The organism is Lentibacter algarum, from assembly GCF_018860975.1.
Taxonomy (GTDB): Bacteria; Pseudomonadota; Alphaproteobacteria; order Rhodobacterales; family Rhodobacteraceae; genus Lentibacter; species Lentibacter algarum_A.
The window spans coordinates 194,330-207,616 of the sequence record NZ_JAHKQI010000005.1; the positions used below are offsets into that span (position 1 = coordinate 194,330).

General features: G+C 55.9%; 13 protein-coding genes. 7 read left to right on the forward strand and 6 right to left on the reverse strand.

From position 1 onward, the window contains the following. Nucleotides 1-40 precede the first annotated feature (40 nt). Together KO498_RS05295 and trhA are read right to left on the reverse strand one after the other, a co-directional pair. On the reverse strand, nucleotides 41-736 hold the full coding sequence (locus KO498_RS05295; protein WP_215958844.1) for a YoaK family protein: 696 nt from the start codon (nucleotides 734-736) through the stop codon (nucleotides 41-43). A 134-nt stretch (nucleotides 737-870) separates the two neighbouring features. Beyond that, nucleotides 871-1,509, reverse strand: coding sequence for a PAQR family membrane homeostasis protein TrhA (gene trhA, locus KO498_RS05300; RefSeq protein WP_215958845.1), 639 nt, complete (start codon nucleotides 1,507-1,509; stop codon nucleotides 871-873). Between the two features lie 105 nt (nucleotides 1,510-1,614). Between trhA and KO498_RS05305 the strand changes: the two genes are divergently transcribed. The 5 genes from KO498_RS05305 to recF all read left to right on the forward strand — a co-directional run bounded on the left by KO498_RS05305 (nucleotide 1,615) and on the right by recF (nucleotide 7,471). Next, nucleotides 1,615-2,559, forward strand: coding sequence for an alpha/beta fold hydrolase (locus KO498_RS05305; RefSeq protein WP_215958846.1), 945 nt, complete (start codon nucleotides 1,615-1,617; stop codon nucleotides 2,557-2,559). A gap of 457 nt (nucleotides 2,560-3,016) precedes the next feature. After that, nucleotides 3,017-3,280 (forward strand): 30S ribosomal protein S20, encoded by a 264-nt coding sequence (rpsT, locus tag KO498_RS05310; protein WP_215958847.1) that lies wholly within the window; start codon nucleotides 3,017-3,019, stop codon nucleotides 3,278-3,280. Nucleotides 3,281-3,721: 441 nt separating this feature from the next. Continuing rightward, nucleotides 3,722-5,086, forward strand: coding sequence for a chromosomal replication initiator protein DnaA (dnaA, locus tag KO498_RS05315; protein WP_215958848.1), 1,365 nt, complete (start codon nucleotides 3,722-3,724; stop codon nucleotides 5,084-5,086). A 132-nt stretch (nucleotides 5,087-5,218) separates the two neighbouring features. Beyond that, nucleotides 5,219-6,337, forward strand: a complete 1,119-nt coding sequence (dnaN, locus tag KO498_RS05320) for a DNA polymerase III subunit beta (RefSeq protein WP_215958849.1) — start codon at nucleotides 5,219-5,221, stop codon at nucleotides 6,335-6,337. Nucleotides 6,338-6,364: 27 nt separating this feature from the next. Continuing rightward, a complete protein-coding gene (gene recF / locus KO498_RS05325; protein WP_215958850.1) occupies nucleotides 6,365-7,471 on the forward strand; it encodes a DNA replication/repair protein RecF in 1,107 nt (368 codons plus the stop codon). Here recF and KO498_RS05330 read toward each other — a convergent pair. After that, a complete protein-coding gene (locus KO498_RS05330) occupies nucleotides 7,448-7,678 on the reverse strand; it encodes a hypothetical protein (protein WP_215958851.1) in 231 nt (76 codons plus the stop codon). The genes recF and KO498_RS05330 overlap by 24 nt on opposite strands. Nucleotides 7,679-7,883: 205 nt before the next feature. Between KO498_RS05330 and gyrB the strand changes: the two genes are divergently transcribed. Further along, nucleotides 7,884-10,301: a DNA topoisomerase (ATP-hydrolyzing) subunit B gene (gene gyrB, locus KO498_RS05335; protein WP_215958852.1), complete on the forward strand. Its 2,418-nt coding sequence runs from the start codon at nucleotides 7,884-7,886 to the stop codon at nucleotides 10,299-10,301. Nucleotides 10,302-10,306: 5 nt separating this feature from the next. Here the strand turns inward: gyrB and KO498_RS05340 are convergent, their stop codons facing one another. The 3 genes from KO498_RS05340 to tgt all read right to left on the reverse strand — a co-directional run bounded on the left by KO498_RS05340 (nucleotide 10,307) and on the right by tgt (nucleotide 12,665). Then, nucleotides 10,307-10,633, reverse strand: coding sequence for a DUF2794 domain-containing protein (locus tag KO498_RS05340; protein ID WP_215958853.1), 327 nt, complete (start codon nucleotides 10,631-10,633; stop codon nucleotides 10,307-10,309). Between the two features lie 165 nt (nucleotides 10,634-10,798). Beyond that, nucleotides 10,799-11,470: an ArsR/SmtB family transcription factor gene (locus KO498_RS05345; protein ID WP_215958854.1), complete on the reverse strand. Its 672-nt coding sequence runs from the start codon at nucleotides 11,468-11,470 to the stop codon at nucleotides 10,799-10,801. A gap of 64 nt (nucleotides 11,471-11,534) precedes the next feature. Then, nucleotides 11,535-12,665, reverse strand: coding sequence for a tRNA guanosine(34) transglycosylase Tgt (gene tgt / locus KO498_RS05350; RefSeq protein WP_215959407.1), 1,131 nt, complete (start codon nucleotides 12,663-12,665; stop codon nucleotides 11,535-11,537). Between the two features lie 130 nt (nucleotides 12,666-12,795). Here tgt and KO498_RS05355 point away from each other — a divergent pair, with 130 nt between their 5' ends. Further along, complete coding sequence (locus tag KO498_RS05355; protein WP_215958855.1) at nucleotides 12,796-13,233, forward strand: cytochrome c; 438 nt, start codon at nucleotides 12,796-12,798, stop codon at nucleotides 13,231-13,233. Nucleotides 13,234-13,287 lie beyond the last annotated feature (54 nt).

Sequence of the window (13,287 nt, forward strand, 5' to 3'; positions counted from 1 at the left end):
CCCGCTTTCGAGCGGGTCTTTTTGCTTGAAGCGTCACGCCTTACCTACGATAGGCACGGGCGATTTCAGGCAGCGATATGATCAACAGCACTGCTGCGGCGATCACAAACAACCAATGCCCGGTGTATCCAAATAGCACCGCGCCGAAGACTCCGCCTGCGGCAAAACAGGCAAGCGTGAGAGCATGCAGCCTCAGCTTCGGCAAGGCCTCCCGACGGGCCTTGCCGCCCGCTGTCAAAGCCGCCAGTTCGATCCCGATATCGGTCGCCATGCCAGACACATGCGTCGTGCGCACCTGAGCTTTGGAGATCAGTGTGGTGGCGGCGTTTTGCAGGCCCATAACAAAGCTCAGCACGATAATCAGATGTGCCTCTTGCGCACTGGCGGGCCGCAACAGAAACACCGCCGCGAGCGCCAGTAACACAACAGCTTCTGCCGCAATCACCAGCGCATAGGCTGATTTGATCTGAAGCCTCTCGCCGGTCTGAACAGCAATCGCTGCAACGCCTGCACCAAAGATGAAGGCCACGACCAAGCCGAGAAAAGACAGCGCCAGCAGTAGGTTTCTTTGCGCCAAAGTCTCCGCGAACATCGAGATATTGCCAGTCATGTTTGCCGTGAAAGAGCCAGCAACCAGAAACCCGACAGCATTCAGCGCTCCGGCAATCGAAGAAAGCAAACTGGCCAATGCAAGGTCAATATTCTCGGTGCGCTCAGCGCCAACGCGGATCAACATTTCGGTGTCTCGTCAGGTTGTGATGGGCCGATACTAAGGCACTCTCTTCGCAGGGGTAAAGCCGCAATCTCCTGCGATCAAAAATCCTTGAAAACACCACAGCCAGTGGCGAGAGTTGCGGGTATAAACGACGCCTAGAGAACCGCCCGCCAAATGCCGATGAACATCATAACGCCGCCGATGTTAACCCAGGTGTGCCAGATCGCGTAGCGATAGGGCATGGCCTTACGGGCGTAAAACGTCACGCCGATAACATAAGAAACAGCACCCGCAACGACCCACCACAGCACTTGCGGCGGCACATTGTTGAGGTCGGGTAAAGCGCTCAGCCCGAGCGCCCCAAGCGCAAGGTATGACGCCGTTGACCAGCGCGACTTGACCTCTGCGTTGGTGATCTTGTTGTAAATCGCCAAAGCCGTAAGCCCCCAGCAAAGCCAAAGCAGTGTTATCGTCCAAGTGGTGTTTGCAAAGACAAAAAACGGAGTGAACGTGCCGGTAATGCTCGGATAGATCGCCGCGTGGTCTATCCTGCGGAGCAGCTTGCGTTGCCCGTGCCACGGCGCAAAGTGATAGGCCCATGAGGCTAGGTTGGAAGCTAAAGCGCAGCCAACATAGGCCAGCAGCGCAACGCTTAGCGCAGTTTCAACCTGCCCTAGAGCACGCCAAATCAACAGCCCGCTCGCAAGTATGATCAAACTCAAGCCAGCGAGATGAACAGCAATGTCAGCGTAGCGGTGAGCTTGAACAGGGCTCGGGTAGTTTGTTTCGGTCATGGTGCACTCAGGTTTTGTTTCGCCTAAAGTTGAGTTAGGAGAGAAAACAGCTGATGTCCACAGAGAGCCTCAAGCAGGCCCTAAGCCGAGCGATGAAGGTCGTAAATGTCTGAATCAACCAACTTTCCCAAGCCGCAGTGTATCGCTGTCAACGGTGTTGAACTTGAAGTGTTCGAAGCGGGGCAACACAATGCGGGCAACCCCATTGTCTTATGTCACGGTTGGCCCGAGCATGCTTTCTCCTGGCGCTTTCAGGTTCCTGCGCTCGTCGCGGCGGGCTATCATGTGATCATCCCGAACCAACGCGGTTACGGCAATTCGTCTTGCCCAACAGACGTGAAAGCCTATGGCATCACACAGCTCGCGGGAGATCTCACAGCGTTGCTTGATCACTATGGCTATAAAGACGCGACGTTTATTGGCCATGACTGGGGTGCGATTGTTGTCTGGGGGCTCACCTTGCTACATCCGAGCCGTGTCAGCCGTGTGATAAACCTGAGCGTGCCTTACTTGAACCTAGGAGAGAGACCTTGGGTCGAAACTATGGAAGCGGTTCTTGGTGCCGAGCACTATTTTGTGCAGTTCAACCGTGAGCCCGGCGTTGCCGATGCCGTGTTTGCAGAAGACACGGCCCGCTTTTTGCGCAACATGTATCGCAGGGGGCATCATGGGCATAGGCCCGCGCCGCGCGTGACATTGCTTAAGCTCGCCCGCGCCGAAACGCCCTTTGGCGACCCCGTGATGAGCGACGAAGACCTGTCTGTATTCGTCGCAGCATTCGAGAAGACCGGCTTCACCCCCGGCATCAATTGGTATCGCAACTTTGATAGTAATTGGCACCTGCTGAGCAAGGTGGATCCAATCATCAAGCAGCCGACGCTGATGATCTACGGTGAATGGGACGCGGTACCGCAAAATCGCAAGCTCGCAGAGTTTGTGCCAAATGTTGACGTTGTCACGCTGGATTGCGGGCACTGGATTCAGCAGGAGCTGCCGGATGAGACAAACCGTGTGATCTTGAGCTGGCTTGAGAAACAGACCCTGTCTTAACGCTGTGTCTTAACAAAGCATTACCGCGCGCGGCGTTAACCGCTGGTGTTAACCAAAAACACGCACGCCGGATCTGCACTGTTATATGCACTGTGGTATGCACGCATGCTGCACAGGCCATTTCGGCGCTTTGGCGCAATGGTTAATGCGTTAACCTACTGGAGCGCTGCGGTAGGGGAGTGTTGATGAAGAGGTGTTATCTTGCTGAATATATGAGATAAAATCGTGTTTTTGAAGTGAGCTCGCAAGCTAGGGCGAGGAGAGGGCGATGAAATCTGCAGCGCCTGAGCACCCCAAACGCCGAGTTTACTCTTTGCAAGCTGCACAAATAGGCGTATAGGCCCCCTCAATACATGCGTGTGCAGCCCGCTCTGGCTAGAATCACCACTTGGTGTCGGTCCCGTTTGGGCTTTGCATTGCGCTTAGAGAAATAGAAACCGAACCGAAAGAATTCAAAATGGCCAATACACCACAAGCCAAAAAACGCGCCCGCCAGAACGAGCGCCGTTTTGCCGTCAACAAAGCCCGCCGCTCACGCGTTCGCACATTCCTGCGCGCCGTCGAGGAAGCGATCGAGTCAGGCGACAAAGAAGCCGCCTCAACAGCCCTGCGCGCCGCTCAGCCCGAGCTTATGCGCGGTGTCACAAAAGGCATCTTCCACAAGAACACAATCGCGCGCAAAATGTCGCGCCTGTCGGCCCGCGTTAAAGCACTCGGCTAAACAATTCGTTCAACTTTGAACCACTAGCAGCCCTCGGGAAACCGGGGGCTGTTTTTCGTTAGAGCCATATTTTTATGGCTTCTCAGAGACCTAAGAGATTCTTTTGCCGGTTTCACTGAGTCAAGCGTGAAGTTTCATTGCCCCAACTGCCAAGCTGTTGCTACTTTCACTCAAGCGATTCACTTCGCCTTGGGGGGACAGAACGCCAGTCGCTTAGGGAGTGCTGGCGCAGAGAGAATACTCTGACTGTCTTAAAGGTAATTTCGTCGGTCTGACTCACGCCAGTTTTGGCGCGGGTTTTGCTGTGGGAAAATGAGAATCGCCGATTTGATTGGGGAATGGTTAGGCGCGTTCGTCTGGCCTTGCAGTAACCAGCTTGCACCTGCGGTTTGCGTCGCAAATTGCGTGTGGGCGAGTTGAGATTTGAAGAACGGGATAAAGATGACGGATGAACAATGGGGCCAGCTGCTAGACAACCTTCTCAAGATAGTCGGAAAGAATAGTTTTAAGAGTTGGATCGAGCCTCTTGAACCCGCCGGTGTAAGCGAACGCGTTGCGACGTTTAATGTCCCGACAACCTTCCTCGGCAACTACGTTAAGCAGAACTTCGGTGATCAGATCCTCTACCAGATGATGGCGTTGAACATCGACGTTTCTCGCGTTCGTTTCATGGTTCCTGCCGGCGCACCAAAGCCTGCGGCAGCCCCCGCAAAAAACATCGACAAAACCCGCGCCGCCGCTCTATCTCCGGAGCGTGACGAGATCATCGCCTCGGCCCCTTTGGACGCAAAGTTTACCTTTGACAGCTTCGTAGTCGGCAAGCCAAACGAGCTTGCCCATGCCGCCGCAAAACGTGTTGCCGAAGGCGGGCCAGTGACGTTCAATCCGCTGTTTCTTTATGGCGGCGTTGGCCTTGGCAAAACGCACCTGATGCACGCAATCGCATGGGAGCTACAAACATCGCGGCCTGACCTCAACGTTGTTTTCCTCTCGGCAGAACAGTTTATGTATCGTTTCGTGCAAGCGCTGCGCGACCGTAAGATGATGGATTTCAAGCAACTTTTCCGCTCGGTTGATGTTTTGATGGTTGATGATGTTCAGTTCATCGCTGGCAAAGACAGCACGCAGGAAGAGTTCTTTCACACCTTCAACGCATTGGTTGATCAGGGCAAACAAATCATCATTTCGGCTGATCGCGCCCCTGGTGAGATCAAAGGCCTTGAAGAGCGTATCAAGAGCCGTTTGCAATGTGGTCTCGTGGTTGACTTGCACCCGACAGACTATGAACTGCGCCTTGGCGTGCTTCAGTCAAAGGTTGAAGTTCAGCGTGCACAATATCCGCAGCTTGAGCTTGATGATGGTGTGCTTGAGTTCCTCGCGCACCGCATTTCTACCAACGTTCGTGTGCTCGAAGGTGCGCTGACGCGGCTGTTTGCTTTTGCCTCATTGGTCGGCCATCCGATCACGCTTGAGCTGGCGCAAGACTGTCTGGCTGATGTGCTACGCTCGTCGGAACGCAAAGTCAGCGTCGAGGAAATCCAGCGCAAGGTTTCTGATCACTTCAATATCCGTCTGTCGGATATGATCGGCCCAAAACGTGTGCGCAGCTTTGCTCGCCCGCGTCAGATGGCGATGTATCTGTGCAAACAACTCACCAGCCGCAGCTTGCCCGAGATCGGCCGCCGCTTTGGCGGGCGTGATCACACGACCGTCATGCACGGCGTTAAGCGTATCGAAGAGCTGCGCAATCAAGACGGTCAGATCGCGGAAGACCTCGAAATCCTGCGCCGGATGCTCGAAGCCTGAGCGCTTAGTAGCGTTCGGTGCGATGATTGCAGCTTGACCCCGTGCTTGATCCGTCGGACAACTCAAGAAACCACTTGAGATGATGGCGGAATGGGGTAAATTACCCATCCCGCAGCACATAGGAGCGAGCGCATGAAATTCAGCATCGAGAGAGCAGATCTGCTCAAGGCCGTCGCACAGGCCCAGTCAGTTGTTGAGCGCCGCAATACCATACCGATTTTGGCAAACGTGTTGATGGAAGCCGAGGGCAACGATGTTCGCTTTCGTGCCACGGATCTCGACATCGAAGTTGTTGACCGCGCCAACGCGCAAGTCGAACGCGCAGGTGCTACAACTGTTGCCGCTGTTACACTGCACGAGATTGTTCGCAAGCTCCCCGATGGCGCGCTTGTAACGCTGTCTGATGATGGCGCTTCCGGGCGCTTGACGGTTGAGGCTGGCCGTTCAAACTTCTCACTTGCAACGCTGCCGAAGGAAGATTTTCCTGTCATGGCGAGCTCTGAGTATTCGTCAAACTTCTCAGCGCCTGCACCCATGCTGCGCCGTCTGTTCGATAAGTCGAAGTTCGCGATTTCGACAGAAGAAACGCGCTACTACCTCAACGGTGTCTACATGCACGTGTCTGATGCCGACGGCGGCAAAGTGCTGCGCTGCGTGGCCACTGACGGTCACCGCCTAGCGCGTATCGACGCTGATTTGCCCGAGGGTGCCTCTGCCATGCCGGGCGTTATCGTTCCGCGGAAAACGGTTGGTGAATTGCGCAAGCTTTTGGAAGATGATGAAGCGCAGATTGCAGTTTCGGTTTCCGAAACCAAGATCCGTTTTGCGACACCCGACATCACCCTGACATCAAAGGTGATCGACGGGACTTTCCCCGACTACACCCGCGTCATTCCGCAGGGCAACACCCGCAAGCTTGAAGTTGATGCAGCCGAATTTGCGCAGGCGGTTGACCGAGTTGCGACAGTGTCGTCCGAGCGCTCGCGTGCTGTGAAGCTGACACTTGGGGAAGACAAGCTTGTGCTCTCGGTGAACGCCCCTGATAGCGGTGCGGCTGAAGATGAGCTCGTGGTTGCCTACGGCGACGAGCGGCTGGAAATTGGCTTTAATGCCAAATACTTACTCGAAATTGCAAGTCAGGTTGACCGCGAGAACGCGGTGTTCATGTTTAACTCGTCGGGCGATCCGGTTTTGATGCGCGAAGGCAATGATACTTCGGCTGTCTATGTCGTCATGCCAATGCGTGTTTGAAGGCAAACGCGATAAGGGGCGAGCGCGATGAATGAGCTTGCCCTGACGAATTTGACCCTGTCACATTTTCGCTCACACCTGACCACGCGCATCGAAGTTGACGCGCGCCCTGTGGCAATTTTTGGCTCGAACGGAGCCGGCAAAACCAACATACTCGAAGCGGTTTCGATGTTCTCTCCGGGGCGCGGTATGCGGCGTATGGCGGCTAAGGACATGGCGCGCAGGCCCGAAGCCATCGGATGGAAGCTGACGGGGCTTTTGAGCAGTCAAGGCCGCGTGCACGAGGTTGAGACGTACTCGGAAGGCGAAGCCGCCCGGTTGGTGAAGATCGACGGCAAACCCGCAGCGCAAACGGCGCTTGGACGGCTGGCGCGCATGGTCTGGTTGATCCCGTCGATGGACAGACTCTGGATTGAAGGGGCAGAGGGACGTAGGCGCTTTTTGGACCGCACAACGTTGAGCTTTTTTCCCGAGCACTCCGACCTCTCGCTTGAGTATGAAAAGGCGATGCGCGAGCGCAACCGTTTACTCAAGGCCGAGGTGCGCGATGCACATTGGTATGCCGCGCTAGAAGCTCAGATGGCCAAGAGTGGAAGCGCCATTTATTCCAATAGGTTGAAGGCTTTAGACCGTTTGCAAGAGGCCCAAGAGGCCGCAGAAACCGGCTTTCCAAGCGCCGAGTTGGTCCTCATGCAAAGTGAAGGTGAGATGCCTGAAACCGAGGATGATTTTGCCGAAGCACTGGCCGAAAGCCGCTTTCGAGACATGGCCGCTGGGCGCACACTTGTCGGGCCGCACCGCACTGACATGCACGGGGTTTACGCAGCCAAAGGCGTCCCGGCCAAAGACTGTTCGACAGGCGAGCAAAAGGCGCTGTTGATATCTCTGATCTTGGCCAATGCGCGCGCGCTCAAGGAAGAGTTGGGTGCGCCGCCGATCGTTTTGCTCGATGAGGTTGCTGCACACCTTGATGCTGATCGCCGTGCGGCGCTTTACGATGAAATTTGTGCTCTGGGGGCACAAGCGTGGATGACGGGCACAGGCCCCGAACTGTTTGCGGAATTGGGCGGAAGATCACAGCTCTTGCGGGTTGACGAGGCCGATGGCAACTCACATGTCACCGCGCTTGTTTGACCAGGACTGATAGGCAGTCTGAGCAAGGGCAACGGCGAGTGCCAAGCTCGAGGCCGGCAGCATTAAAGAGAACACATAGTGATAGTTCCCTTGTCCGAGCAGAAACCCGAAGGCCGTCATGTTCAAGCCCCCGAGAGCGAGTGCCTCAAGCGGTGACCAAAGCTGTAAATCGGCGGGTGAGTTTGGCGGGCCGTTTACTGTTTTCATGTTAGAAACTCCACGGTTTACAGGCTTCGAACCTGCTTGGAAAACTGCTGAGAATGCAGTGCGAAACCAAGACATGACTGCGGCGAAGCTATGCCGTTTGTGAACAATCTGACGTAGCTCCAAAAAGCGCAAAACATAGCGGTTTGGCGTGACAATCCCCCTCATTGCCCGTATAAAATGACAAAACCGCAAAGGATCTGTGTGAATGTCAGACAACGAGCAAAACCCCGAAGAGTATGGTGCCGATTCAATCAAGGTTCTCAAAGGGTTAGAGGCCGTTCGCAAACGCCCTGGCATGTATATCGGTGACACTGATGATGGCTCCGGTTTGCATCATATGGTCTATGAGGTGGTCGACAACGGTATCGACGAAGCTTTGGCCGGTCACGCGGATGCCGTGACAGTTACGATCCATGCAGACTCGTCAGTTTCGGTGAGCGACAATGGTCGTGGTATTCCTGTCGGTATCCACGAAGAAGAGGGCGTCTCGGCGGCAGAGGTTATTATGACCCAACTGCACGCGGGCGGTAAGTTTGATAGCAACTCCTATAAGGTGTCGGGCGGTCTGCACGGGGTTGGTGTTTCGGTTGTGAACGCCCTGTCTGTCGAGCTTGATTTGCGCATCTGGCGCGACGGCAAAGAGCATATCGCAAAGTTCTCACACGGGGACACTGTCGAGCACCTGAAAGTGGTCGGCGATTGTGGCGACCAGACGGGCACAGAGGTGCGTTTTCTGGCTTCGACGGACACGTTTTCAAACCTCGATTACTCTTTTGAGACGCTCGAAAAACGGCTGCGTGAATTGGCGTTTTTGAACTCCGGCGTGCGGATTATTCTGACTGACGAACGCCCTGTTGAGCATCTGCGCACCGAGCTGTTTTATGAAGGCGGTGTTGCCGAGTTTGTGAAGTATCTCGACCGCTCGAAAACATCGATCATGGAAGAGCCTATCTTCTTCATCGGCGAGCGCGACGACATCGTTGTTGAAGTCGCGATGTGGTGGAATGATAGCTATCATGAAAACGTGCTGCCCTTTACCAACAACATCCCGCAACGCGACGGGGGCACGCATATCGCGGGCTTCAGGGGTGCGCTGACGCGGACGATCAACAATTATGCGCAAAGCTCGGGCATTGCGAAGAAAGAGAAGATCAGCTTCACCGGCGATGATGCGCGCGAAGGGCTGACTTGTGTGTTGTCTGTTAAGGTTCCTGATCCGAAGTTTTCCAGCCAGACGAAAGACAAGCTTGTCAGTTCGGAAGTAAGGCCAGCAGTTGAAGGGTTGGTTAACGAGAAGCTCGCTGAGTGGTTTGAGGAAAATCCGAACCACGCCAAGGAGATCGTTGGCAAGATTGTTGAGGCTGCGATGGCCCGTGAGGCGGCGCGAAAAGCCCGCGAGCTGACGCGGCGCAAAACCGCGATGGATGTGAACTTCCTTGCGGGTAAACTCAAGGATTGTTCGGAAAAAGACCCTTCAAAAACAGAGCTTTACATTGTCGAGGGTGACTCCGCTGGCGGCTCTGCGCAGACGGGGCGTGACCGAAGCACTCAAGCTATTTTGCCGTTGAAAGGCAAGATTCTCAATGTTGAGCGTGCGCGCTTTGACAGGATGCTGGGCAGTCAGGAAATCGGTAACCTGGTGATGGCGCTTGGCACGGGCATTGGGCGTGACGAGTTTAACATTGAAAAGTTGCGTTACCACAAAATCGTTTTGATGACCGATGCTGACGTTGATGGCGCGCATATCAGGACATTGTTGTTAACCTTTTTCTATCGGCAGATGCCGGAGCTTATTGAGGGCGGTTATCTCTACATCGCACAACCACCGCTTTACAAAGTATCGCGCGGTAAGTCTGAAGTTTATCTTAAAGACCAGAACGCGCTGGACGACTACCTCGTCAACCAAGGTGTTGACGGCGCACGGCTGAAGCTTGGTGGCGGGGCCGAGATCGCTGGCCCAGATCTTGTCCGTGTGGTCGATGAAGCCCGCCAGTTACGCCGAGTTCTTGAGGCCTTCCCGACACATTATCCGCGGCACATTCTGGAGCAGGCAGCGATTGCCGGGGCCTTTGTACCTGGTGCTGTGGACAATGATTTGCAGGGCGTTGCCGACAAAGTTGCGGCGCGCCTTAACCTAATTGCATTGGAATACGAGCAAGGTTGGCAGGGGCGGATCACGCAGGATCACGGCATTCGTTTGGCAAGGATTTTGCGGGGTGTGGAAGAGGTTCGCACGCTTGACGGGCCAATGCTCCGAGGCGGAGAAGCGCGTAAGTCCGGCAGCTTTACCGAGAGCCTGCAAGAGGTTTACGGCAAGCCAGCCAGACTGGAACGCAAGGAGCGTAGCCAGATGATTTATGGGCCGCTAGACCTGCTCAAGGCTATCCTTGAAGAGGGTGAGCGCGGGCTGTCGTTGCAACGCTACAAAGGCCTTGGCGAGATGAACCCCGAACAGCTTTGGGAGACCACGCTTGACCCTGATGCACGCACCTTCTTGCAGGTGAAAGTGGAGGATATGGCTGAGGCTGATGATCTGTTCACCAAGCTGATGGGCGACGTTGTTGAACCGCGCCGTGAGTTTATCCAGCAGAACGCATTGAACGTGGAAAACCTAGACTTTTAAGAAGTTTAGTCTTTCACCGCACGAATGAGTTTGCGCTCCAGAACGCGTAGAACAGCCTTGAGATCATGGCCTCGTTTGAGGGTCTGACCGTCCATCGCAACGACGCTATACATGCCTTGACGGTTGCGCAGTTTCGGGTGCTTCTCGATGCGGTAAAGCGGGTGTTCGGCGGTGCGCCGGAAGATGGAAAACACTGCGTGATCTTTCAAGCAAGAGATGCCGTAATCGCGCCATTCTCCGGCAGCAACCATGCGGCCATAGAGCGACAGGATGATAGCGAGTTCTGTGCGGTGAAAGGCGGTTTGCATGCCTGTTTGGGGTGCCATGTTCATGCTGTCAGCTTTGCTGCGAAACGGGTTTTATGCAAGCTTTGTGTTGCAAAGGTTAACGCGCATATGCCTCTGCGCAACGCGTGCATACCACAGTGCATACCACAGTGCATAATGCGTGCTGACAGTTTTAAGAGCGGCGAAAACGTTAATGCGCCGCGTCAAAGGTTAATATCGATCAGCAGAAATATCGAGCAACTCGGCAAATGCGCTACGGCCAAGCGGGGTGATTTCCAGAAACCGCGCGTCGCGTTTAGGGCGCATCACCCAGCGCTCTGCGAGGGCATTTTCAAGCAGCGCCGTGCCCATAGGCCCCGCGATGTGATGTTTGCGTTCAGACCAATCAAGGCAGCATTTGGCAAAGGGCTGTTTGCGGGGGCGTTCGGGCAGGGTGACGCCGAGCTTGCCCCAGATAGCTGAGGGCTGTGCCGCGAAGTTTCCGTTTTCCTCCAGCAGCAACTTTTTGCGGGTGAGGGCTGTGGTGATCTCGATGGCGAGGCGACCAGCGAGGTGATTGTAGCAAGACCGCGCGCGGCGCAACTCGGGAGGGGTGCTGGCTGGCAGAGGGTTTGCTGTGAGCGTCGAGAGCATTTCGAGCGCGCTGGCGACGTCTTCGGAGGCGATCCGGTGATAGGCGTGGCGGCCCGATTTGAGGCGCGTGATCAGGCCGGCATACTCAAGCCGGTCAAGATGCGCTGTCGCGGTTTGAGGAGTGATCGCGGCATAGGTTGCGAGCTCTTTGTTAGTGAAGGCGCGGCCATCCATGAGCGCGGTGAGCATGCGGGCACGGGAAGGGTGCGCGAGGGCGTCACCGAGGATATCCAGGCGGTCAGTTTCCATACCGCCAGGTTAGATCGCGAGATGCCGACAGCAAAGCAATAACATTTCGGTTGTGAGCGAAGGGTTAAAGCGGGTCGATGTCGCCTTGAGCGCGGGTGCTGTGGAAGGCGCTTTCGAACTCGGCGAAAGTGCCGCTGGCGATGGCTTGGCGCATGCCTTCCATCAGGTCCTGATAGTAGTGCAGGTTGTGCCATGTGAGCAGCATCGAGGAGATGATTTCCTGACTGCGGAAGACGTGATGCAGGTAGGCACGGGAGTAGTTCTTGCAGGCAGGGCATGTGCAGTTTTCGTCGAGCGGGCGGGGGTCGTTCTGGTGACGTGCGTTCTTGATGTTGAGCACGCCGAGGCGGGTGAAGACCTGCCCGGTGCGGCCCGAGCGCGAAGGCAAGACGCAGTCCATCATGTCGATGCCACGGGCAACTGCGCCGACGATGTCGTCAGGCTTGCCGACACCCATGAGGTAGCGCGGTTTGTCTGTTGGCAGCTGGTCGGGGGCGAAGTCGAGCACGTCGAACATCGCTTTTTGGCCCTCGCCGACGGCAAGCCCACCAACTGCGTAGCCCTCAAAGCCGATGTCTTTCAGCGCTTCGGCGGATTGGCTGCGCAGGTCCTGTTCAAGCCCACCTTGCTGGATGCCGAACAGAGCATAACCGGGGCGCTCGCCGAAAGCTGTGCGCGAGCGTTTGGCCCAACGCATGGAGAGTTCCATTGATTTGGCGATGTCGTCGCGGGATGCGGGCAGGGCGGGGCATTCGTCAAAGCACATCACGATGTCAGAGCCGAGGAGCTCTTGAATTTCCATGCTGCGCTCGGGGCTGAGCATGTGTTTTGAGCCGTCGATGTGGCTTTTGAAAGCGACGCCTTCTTCGGTGAGTTTGCGCAAGGACGCCAGTGACATAACCTGAAACCCGCCTGAGTCCGTCAGGATAGGGCGCTCCCAGTTCATGAACTTGTGGAGGCCACCGAGGGCGGCGATGCGTTCGGCTGTGGGGCGCAGCATCAAATGATAGGTGTTGCCAAGCAAGATGTCGGCGCCGGTTGCGCGCACGCTTTCCGGCATCATCGCTTTGACGGTTGCGGCTGTGCCGACAGGCATGAAGGCCGGCGTGCGGATCTCGCCACGCGGTGTGCTGATTGTGCCGGTGCGGGCCTTGCCTGACGTGCTGTCGAGCGAAAAGGAGAAGGGTTTTGTCATATGATCGTCTTGGCGGAAAGACGCTGGTTTGCCAAGGTTAAAGCGTGCGTTCGGCGGGTTCACGTTCGTTTCATTTGCGCTATAGGCGCAGGCATGGCGTAATGGCGCGAGAAAACTACAGGAGAGAGCTATGAAGAATATCATTGTAACATTGGCGGTTGGTGCGGCTTTGGCAACGGCGGCGATTGCGCATGAAGATGTGAAAAACCCGACCGTGAAAGCGCGCATGGAGCTTATGGGCAAGGTTAAGGATGCCACGGGTGTTCTTGGTGGAATGGCCAAAGGCGAGATGGCGTTTGACGAGGCCAAGGCCACTGCCGCCAAGGCGGCTTTGGTTGAACATGCGGCGGCTATTCCGGCCGCGTTTAAGGCCAACGAGACTGACCCGAAATCAACGGCGAAGGCAGAGATATGGCTGAACTGGGCCGACTTTACCGAAAAAGCAGCGGCACTCGGAACGGCAGCAGAAGCTATGGACACTTCGGCGCAAGAGCAGCTTGGTGCTGGTATGGGCGGCGTTGGCGGAAGCTGTGCGGGGTGTCACAAGGTTTACCGCATCAAGAAGTGAGCGCGCGCGGCGTTAATGTAAACTGTAAGGGGCTGTCTTGGCGGGCAGCCCCTT